Origin of the sequence: Faecalitalea cylindroides ATCC 27803 (assembly GCF_000469305.1) — a bacterium.
GTDB classification, from domain to species: Bacteria; Bacillota_I; Bacilli_A; order Erysipelotrichales; family Erysipelotrichaceae; genus Faecalitalea; species Faecalitalea cylindroides.
In genome coordinates this window covers 1-6,554 of the sequence record NZ_KI271040.1, presented here as the reverse complement: position 1 = coordinate 6,554, position 6,554 = coordinate 1, and the positions used below count along the sequence as shown (strand labels likewise).

The following is a 6,554-nucleotide window of genomic DNA, read 5'->3' as shown; positions in this document are numbered from 1 at the left end:
ATCGGATTCTTATATCCTGGAGATAACCGGAGTTTCTTCTAAATTATTAATGAAAGCTAAACAAATATTGAATTAGAATGTTAAAAAGGGAAAGTCTATTTAAAGCTTTTCTTTTTCATGTGAATATACCCTTATGCTAACAATTAATAGTTTTCAAACAGTGAAACAAAATTACAAACTTAAGAGAATGATTTATTAATCACACTAGATATATAAATTAAAAATGAAGGTAGAAATTGGATGATTTAGATTTTTAAATTTCTTATAGTAAAAAAGCATTTTTATATCTATCATTTCCTTTCTTGTCTTGTTATAATGAGTGCGTTTGCGGAAAGGAAAGAGATGATTATGACAAAGAAAACAGCTTATGAATTTGCTTATATTACATTTGCGATGTTTATTATTTCATGTTCAATTTATTTCTTTTTGATTCCTAGTGGAATCGTAGTTGGAAGTATTTCCGGTCTATCTATGGTTTTGAATCAAGTAATTAACTTACCAATTTCTTTGATAACTTTTATTTTAAATATAGGTCTATTAGTTATTGGATTTATTTTTATAGGAAAAGAATTTGGGGCTAAAACTGTATATACGTCTATCTTATTGCCAGTGTTTTTGGCGATTTTTGAAAAAATATGTCCTTTAAGTGAATCTTTAACACATAATAGTGTATATGATCTTGTTTCCTATACTTTAATTATCGCTTTCGGTCAGGCAATGTTATTTAATGTCAATGCTTCAAGTGGAGGATTAGATATTGTAGGGAAGATCATTAGCAAGTACACACATTTAGAAATCGGAAAGGCTTTGACTGTATGTGGAATGATTACAGCAGCTACTTCAATTTTTGTGTATGATATCTCTACTATGATTGTAAGTTTGATTGGTACATATGCCAATGGTCAAGCCGTGGATTATTTTGTTGGTGGTTTTAATAAGCGTAAACGTATTTGTATCCTAAGTGAACACTATGAAGAAATCATGAAGTATATTATGGAGGATATGAATCGTGGAGTAACGATTTATTCAGCAGTTGGCGGGTTTGATAAAACACCAAGAATAGAAGTTGTAACGATCATGACAACTAGTGAATATAAGAAGTTGTTAAATTATCTTCATCAATCAGATTACAAAGCGTTTGTTACAGTATCTACAGTTAATGAAGTAATCGGAACTTGGAATATCAATAAAAATTCAAGAAAGTCAAAACAAAAAGAAGTAAGTGTTCAATAAATACTTACTTCTTTTTTAGAATAGAGATAATTGTTCCAGTTTTTGTTCGTGTTCTAATTCTTTAGGTTCCTGTCTTAATAATGAAATGAATTTTGTATCATTAAACCAATTTTCGAGTTGAGAGTGCTCTAATATAGTAGGCATTCTATCGTGAGTTCTTCTTACAGAATCATTGGATTTTGTGGTAATGATCAAAAACTCATTATCTTGATTGTAAAGACCGGCTAAATACATAATGTTATCTGAGTGAAAAGTGACTTTTTCTTTCGCATAACTCCACTCATGAAACAGACTGGCGGGTATAACACAACGTTTTCCTTTTTTAAAAATTGGTTTTTCCAATAGGGTTTCTTGTCTGGCATTGATTATAAAAACTTTATCATTCCATCCAAAGCTCATTAGTTTTGGCAGGATCTTTCCTTCTTTATATAAAACTAAGGCTTTTTCATTAGGCTTTATTGTATCTGTAGGGATATCGAAAGGAACATTAAACTTTTCTTTTAAGCTTTTCACATCTTCAGGATTTATTTTAATTGAAGAACACATAGTATCACCAAAACAATTATACATGATTTAAAGATTTCGTCCTAATTGATATGCTTGTTTTGGATATATACTATGACTTGTCATAGATGGTGTGCCACATCCATAACCTAAGATCATTCCTTGATCACCCAGATTTAAATAACGAACAAGGGTCTTGTAGTGACTTTCTAAAGCATCAAAGGTCCAGTTATCCGCATTCCATGCAACACTCAACAAGGCCGATTTTAAATGTTTTTGATGAATGCTGGTATTAAACGAACAGAATCTATCAATTAAAATTTTTAATTGTGCAGAAAATCCATAATAATATAGTGGACTAACAAAGACGATCATGTCTGTATCAAGTATTTGTTTTCGAATCTGTTTCATATCATCTTTTTGAATACAAGGACCTTCATAGCCACAATGAAGACATCCTGTACATGGGTGTATATTGGCATGAGCTATATCCAGCATAGAAACAGAATGTCCAGCTTCTTTAGCTCCTTGAATAAAATTATCGGCAAGAATCCTGGATGATCCATTGAGGTTAGGACTTCCAAATAATAATAGAATCTTCATATGTTTTATTTATATGTTCGGCGATAGATTTCTGCAATCTCTTCATGAGTTGTTTTGGCAGGATCAGCCATGAATAAACCACCCATAGTTTCTCTAGCATTAACCGCCATGGTCATGCATTCGTCTTTTTTGATACCATAATCAGACATCTTCAATTCGGATACACCACAATCTTCTTCAAGTTTAACTAAAGCATCGATGAAATCCATTGGATCATTAGCCTCTTGTTTGCCTAAGAAACGAGCCATATCAATAAAACGATCATCGCATACATGTTTATTGATCCAGAAAGTAAAATACTCTTTAGCAATCATGATCAGACCAGCTCCATGAGGAAGTTCTGGATGGTAAGCACTCATTGCATGTTCCATGGAATGTTCACTAGTACAAGCACTAGTAATCATTGAATATCCGGAAAGTGTATTCGCAAAGGCAACGGCTTCTCTTGCTTCCATATCATTACCGTCTTTAACAGCTCTTGGCAAATACTTACCAATGTTTTCAATAGCAGTTCTTTGAACTAGATCACTCATTGGATTATGCACACATGAAATATATCCTTCAAGAGAATGGAATAAGGCATCAAAGCCTTGATAAGCTGTAAATTTAGGTGGAACAGTTTTCATTAATTCTGGATCCACGATCGCAAATTTAGCGAATAAAGAATCGGGACCGCCTACACCAATTTTTTCATTTGTATCTGGATTGGTGATGACACCGGCTGTATCCACTTCACTTCCTGTTCCAGCTGATGTTGTGATTGCGATCCAAGGAAGAGGTTCTTTATCCAATGGTTTTAATTTACCTGTTTTTCCACCAGCGTAGTCCCATAAATCATCGGATGGTTGAGGAATGAACATAGCCATAACTTTAGCTGCATCCATTACACTTCCTCCACCAAGTGCAACGACGAAATCGCAGTTTTCTTGACGAGCTACCTGTGCACCTTTTTCAACTGTCGATTTAAGTGGGTTAGCTGCTACTTCATTGAAAAGAACATATTCACAATTTGCAGCAGCAAGTTCTTTTTTTACTCTTTCTAAAGAACCATTTTTAATCGTAGATTGACCATTTGAAATAACCAATAATGCTTTTTTACCTGGCATTGGTTGTTTATGGAATTCATTTAATGAACCTTGTCCAAATAAAACTCTTGTTGGACAGAAAAAAATATAATTTGACATGTTGTATCCTTATTCCTATTTGATCATGGAACATGCCCATGTATTCAACTCTTCATCAGTAATGGAGAAGCTCAATCTTTTGCCTTGTGTTACTTTTGATTTAGGCGCTAATTTTTGGATATACGTAGAAGATTTTCCCATCCCGCTTCCTCCAGATGTCGCAAAAGGAATGATTGTTTTATTGACAAGATCGTAGCTTTCAATAAAGGTATCAATAATAGATGGTTCTCTATACCACCAGATTGGAAAACCAACAAATACAGTATTGTATTGTTCCATCTTCTCTACTTTATTTAATATTTCTGGTCTTGAATTTGGATCTTTCATTTCCAATGTACTTCTTGAATGTGAATCATTCCAATTAAGATCAGCACGTGTGTACACTTGTTTTGGTTGGATCTTAAAAAGATCTGCATGAATTTGGCTGGCTAACTTTTGGGCTACTTTTTCGGTTGTACCACTGGCACTGAAATAAGCAACTAAGATATTGGACATAAATATTTCCTCCTATTCTATTGATGTTTATTATTTGAACCATATATAATAAGTTCATGTAAAGAATACAACTTAAAGTTAACTTTAAGTCAATAACAAAATTAAAAAAATTTAAAGGAGGAAATTATGTTGTACACGGTTGGAGAAATGGCTCGTTTTTTAAATGTTTCGGCATCAACATTACGTTATTATGATAAAGAAGGTTTATTACCTTTTGTGAAAAGATCAAATAGTGGAATTCGTATGTTTAGTGATAAAGACTATGAATGGCTCAAAATAATTGAGTGTTTGAAGAAATCAGGCTTATCGATCAAAGAAATTCGCTCTTATATAGATATGACAAAAAGAGGAGATGATTCGCTTGAAGAAAGGTTACAGTTGTTTGAAGAGAGAAAAAAAGATGTAGAAAGACAAATGAAAGAACTTCAAGAAACGCTGGATTTATTAAAATATAAATGCTGGTATTATGAAATGGCGATCCAGGATCAAAGTGAAGAAAGAGTTCGTTCATTAAGTGCTGAAGAATTACCAGAAGAATATAAAAAGATAAAAAATCATATTCAATCGATGTAAGAAAAATATCAAGCAAATATGATATAATTCAGGATGATTGGAGAAGAATTTTATGAAACAAGGAGTCTTTTTAACATTTGAAGGAAATGATGGCAGTGGTAAGACTACGGTTTGTAAAGCTATTTGTGAAGAACTAAAGAAACTAGGATATGATGTTGTATATACAAGAGAGCCTGGAGGATCTAAAATAGCTGAATCAATTCGTAATATATTATTGGATGTCGAAAATACAGGTATGGATCCTAGAACAGAAGCTTTATTGTATGCTGCAAGCAGAAGACAACATTTAAAAGACAGGGTCTTACCAGCATTAAAGAATAAATCAATTGTACTATGTGATCGTTTTGTAGATTCAAGTCTTGCTTATCAGGGATATGCAAGAGATTTAGGTATGCAGGAAGTCTATGATATTAATCAATTTGCGATTGATGGATGTATGCCAATAAAAACTTTTTTCCTTTCTGTCAGTATTGAAACCGGACAGAAACGCATGGATCTAAGAGGAGATAAAAATCGTTTAGATCTTGAACAAAGTGATTTTCATAAAAAAGTTAGAGAAGGATATGCGAAATTAATTGAAATGTATCCAGAAAGAATTTGCGTCATCGATGCAGAACCAGAATTAAAGGTTGTTGTAAAGAATACTTTAAATGAAGTAATGAAAGTGATTCATGAATATGAATAAGAAATTATTAAAGGAAACACAGCCTGTAGTTTATAAAACACTATCGAATGCTTTGACCAAAGATCATTTGGCACACGCATATTTATTTGAAGGAGATAAGAGTGCTCCTAAAAAAGAAACAGCTTTATTGTTTGCGCAAAGTTTGGTGTGTCAACACAAAGATGAAGATGGTTTTGCCTGTCAGGAATGTGATGCATGTAAACGAATTGAGCATGGAGAAGCTATTGATTATAAATGGATCGATGGTACAAAGAATCGAATCAAGAAAAATGATGTTTTAAAAATTCAAGAGTTGTTTGAAACAACAAGTGCTGAAATAGAAGATCGCAGGATCTATGTTTTAGAAGGATTTGATGATGCAACTGTTGATGCATCAAATAGTCTTTTGAAATTTTTGGAAGAGCCAGCTTCGGGAATCTTTGGTATCTTGATTGCGGATGAAAAATCTAATATTCTTCCAACAATTCAATCGCGTTGTCAATGGATCCATTTTAGACCTGCTTCAAGAATGGATGTTGTGAATAAGCTCATTGAAAAATGTGATCAAGACACAGCACAGATGTTGGCCAATAGTGGATATACCTACAACAAAGCTTGCGAGCTTCTTGAATATGAGGAGTTTTCTATTATTCGACAAGCTGCCAAAGATTATGTAAAGAATATGGGCTCTATGAATGAAATTTTTTCTTTACAAAGTGAAGTGTTTATTGCAAAAGGTTCTTTAATGAAAAAAGAATGGATTCGATTATGGATCCAATGGGTCTTATATGAATTAAAAAAGGATGGAAATAATTTATCTTTGGCAAAGCGTGTTAAAATACAAACGATTCTAGTGGAAGCAATGGATATTTTAAGAAGGCCAGTTGATTTAGCTTTGTTTTTGGATAAAATTTATTTTGATATAAAAAAAGTTGTTAAATCTTTAAATTAGCAACTAATACTTTTAAGTTCTTTAGTATAGGATTTTTGATTTAAATAATTTTGATTGTATATCAAATGTTTTGTATAGAGATAAATTAGATGAACATAGAAAAGGGAAAGCTATAATGGACTTTCCCTTTAACATTCTAATTCAATGATTGTTTAGCTTTTATCAATAGTTCAGAAGAAACTCCGGTGATTTCCAAAATATAAGAATCCGATATTCCTTTCTTTAATAAGTTTTTTAAAATCATTAAAACACCATCTTCTTTTCCAATTTGTATACCTTCGGTTTTACCTTGAATTTTGCCCTTTATAAAACCTTTATTACTCGCTTCTTCTCTCATTCTGTCTAA

General features: G+C 32.4%; 9 protein-coding genes. 4 read left to right on the top strand and 5 right to left on the bottom strand.

Features of this window, described 5'->3' with window-relative positions; genetic code table 11:
* The first annotated feature begins 348 nt into the window (after positions 1-348).
* A complete protein-coding gene (locus HMPREF0367_RS08255; RefSeq protein WP_035403235.1) occupies positions 349-1,233 on the top strand; it encodes a YitT family protein in 885 nt (294 codons plus the stop codon).
* A gap of 15 nt (positions 1,234-1,248) precedes the next feature.
* Here HMPREF0367_RS08255 and HMPREF0367_RS08250 read toward each other — a convergent pair whose 3' ends face one another.
* From HMPREF0367_RS08250 to HMPREF0367_RS08235, 4 genes are read right to left on the bottom strand one after another with little or no spacing between them, the layout of a single operon-like run.
* On the bottom strand, positions 1,249-1,803 hold the full coding sequence (locus HMPREF0367_RS08250; protein ID WP_051335230.1) for an SOS response-associated peptidase family protein: 555 nt from the start codon (positions 1,801-1,803) through the stop codon (positions 1,249-1,251).
* Between the two features lie 3 nt (positions 1,804-1,806).
* The gene (locus HMPREF0367_RS08245; protein WP_035403233.1) at positions 1,807-2,340 is read right to left on the bottom strand and encodes a flavodoxin family protein; all 534 of its coding nucleotides are present in this window, start codon (positions 2,338-2,340) and stop codon (positions 1,807-1,809) included.
* Positions 2,341-2,345: 5 nt separating this feature from the next.
* Positions 2,346-3,524: an iron-containing alcohol dehydrogenase gene (locus tag HMPREF0367_RS08240; protein ID WP_035403231.1), complete on the bottom strand. Its 1,179-nt coding sequence runs from the start codon at positions 3,522-3,524 to the stop codon at positions 2,346-2,348.
* A 15-nt stretch (positions 3,525-3,539) separates the two neighbouring features.
* Positions 3,540-4,019 (bottom strand): flavodoxin, encoded by a 480-nt coding sequence (locus HMPREF0367_RS08235; protein WP_035403229.1) that lies wholly within the window; start codon positions 4,017-4,019, stop codon positions 3,540-3,542.
* A 126-nt stretch (positions 4,020-4,145) separates the two neighbouring features.
* On the opposite strand from HMPREF0367_RS08235, the gene HMPREF0367_RS08230 reads away from it, so the two are divergent.
* From HMPREF0367_RS08230 to HMPREF0367_RS10110, 3 genes are read left to right on the top strand one after another with little or no spacing between them, the layout of a single operon-like run.
* Entirely contained in the window at positions 4,146-4,592 is a 447-nt protein-coding gene (locus HMPREF0367_RS08230; RefSeq protein WP_035403226.1) for a MerR family transcriptional regulator, read from the top strand.
* A 52-nt stretch (positions 4,593-4,644) separates the two neighbouring features.
* On the top strand, positions 4,645-5,277 hold the full coding sequence (tmk, locus tag HMPREF0367_RS08225) for a dTMP kinase (protein WP_015535728.1): 633 nt from the start codon (positions 4,645-4,647) through the stop codon (positions 5,275-5,277).
* Complete coding sequence (locus tag HMPREF0367_RS10110) at positions 5,270-6,208, top strand: hypothetical protein (RefSeq protein ID WP_051335229.1); 939 nt, start codon at positions 5,270-5,272, stop codon at positions 6,206-6,208. Before tmk ends, HMPREF0367_RS10110 begins: the two co-directional genes overlap by 8 nt.
* Before the next feature lie 136 nt (positions 6,209-6,344).
* On the opposite strand, the gene HMPREF0367_RS08215 is transcribed toward HMPREF0367_RS10110, so the two are convergent.
* A partial coding sequence (locus HMPREF0367_RS08215) for an RpnC/YadD family protein (protein ID WP_035403224.1) occupies positions 6,345-6,554 on the bottom strand: 210 nt, incomplete at its 5' end.

What these genes read in the sequence shown, in the direction of transcription:
- HMPREF0367_RS08255 (WP_035403235.1), top strand. Translation starts at nt 349, where the DNA reads ATGACAAAGAAAACAGCTTATGAATTTGCTTATATTACATTTGCGATG.
- HMPREF0367_RS08250 (WP_051335230.1), bottom strand. Translation starts at nt 1,803, where the DNA reads ATGTATAATTGTTTTGGTGATACTATGTGTTCTTCAATTAAAATAAAT.
- HMPREF0367_RS08245 (WP_035403233.1), bottom strand. Translation starts at nt 2,340, where the DNA reads ATGAAGATTCTATTATTATTTGGAAGTCCTAACCTCAATGGATCATCC.
- HMPREF0367_RS08240 (WP_035403231.1), bottom strand. Translation starts at nt 3,524, where the DNA reads ATGTCAAATTATATTTTTTTCTGTCCAACAAGAGTTTTATTTGGACAA.
- HMPREF0367_RS08235 (WP_035403229.1), bottom strand. Translation starts at nt 4,019, where the DNA reads ATGTCCAATATCTTAGTTGCTTATTTCAGTGCCAGTGGTACAACCGAA.
- HMPREF0367_RS08230 (WP_035403226.1), top strand. Translation starts at nt 4,146, where the DNA reads ATGTTGTACACGGTTGGAGAAATGGCTCGTTTTTTAAATGTTTCGGCA.
- tmk (WP_015535728.1), top strand. Translation starts at nt 4,645, where the DNA reads ATGAAACAAGGAGTCTTTTTAACATTTGAAGGAAATGATGGCAGTGGT.
- HMPREF0367_RS10110 (WP_051335229.1), top strand. Translation starts at nt 5,270, where the DNA reads ATGAATAAGAAATTATTAAAGGAAACACAGCCTGTAGTTTATAAAACA.